At 66.6% G+C, this 793-nt stretch carries 1 protein-coding gene; it reads left to right on the top strand.

Translation table 11 applies throughout. The annotated features are described in order from the left end of the window. Window positions 1–258 precede the first annotated feature (258 nt). Window positions 259–793, top strand: a 535-nt coding sequence (locus tag MIC448_RS11180) for a PLP-dependent cysteine synthase family protein (protein WP_036299601.1), incomplete at its 3' end; no start/stop codon positions are given.

Raw genomic sequence — 793 nt, 5'->3', positions numbered from 1 at the left:
GGCCCGCCCGGTCACTGAGCTCGTCGAAGTCACCCGCTGTGCCCTGCCTGGTCGACACGTGCGCCCGGTGCTCGCTTCGACGGGCTCAGGCATCGCGGCGCTCGAATCGGTGTGCAGCTAGGCATCCCGCAGCTCGCCTATGTAAGCTATCCGCGTGCTGTCCTGTCGTTGTTGCCGCTGAGTGCCTCGCACTCGCTTTCAACGACCCCTGACAACACCCCGCGAGAGCATCGCGGCCCCGCAGCTTGGACTTATCCCGTGCGATACGCGCAGAGCGTCACCGACCTCATCGGCAACACACCCCTCGTCCGCCTGAACCACGTCACCGACGGCATCACCGCCACGGTTCTCGCGAAGATCGAATACTTCAACCCGGGCGGCTCATCCAAAGACCGCATCGCAGCCAATATCCTCGACGCCGCCGAGCGTGACGGATTGATCGGCCCGGGCGGCACGATCGTCGAACCCACCAGCGGCAACACGGGGGTGGGCCTCGCCCTCGTCGCGCAGCAGCGCGGTTACCGCATGATCTTCGTCGTTCCCGACAAGTTCGCGGGCCCCAAGGTCGCCGTCCTCGAGGCCTATGGGGCCGAGGTCGTCATCACCGATACCAGTGTGCCGCCCGAGGATCCGCGCTCGTACTACAGCGTCTCCGACCGGCTCGCCCGCGAAATCCCCGGAGCGTTCAAGCCGAACCAGTTCGCGAATCAGAACGGGCCCCGCGCGCACTACGAAACGACCGGTCCCGAGATCTGGAGCGCCACCGAGGGGCGCGTCACCCACTTCGTGGCGG

Origin of the sequence: Microbacterium sp. C448 (genome assembly GCF_000582705.2) — a bacterium.
Classification (GTDB): domain Bacteria; phylum Actinomycetota; class Actinomycetes; order Actinomycetales; family Microbacteriaceae; genus Microbacterium; species Microbacterium lacus_A.
This window is presented reverse-complemented; position numbering and strand designations above follow the sequence as displayed.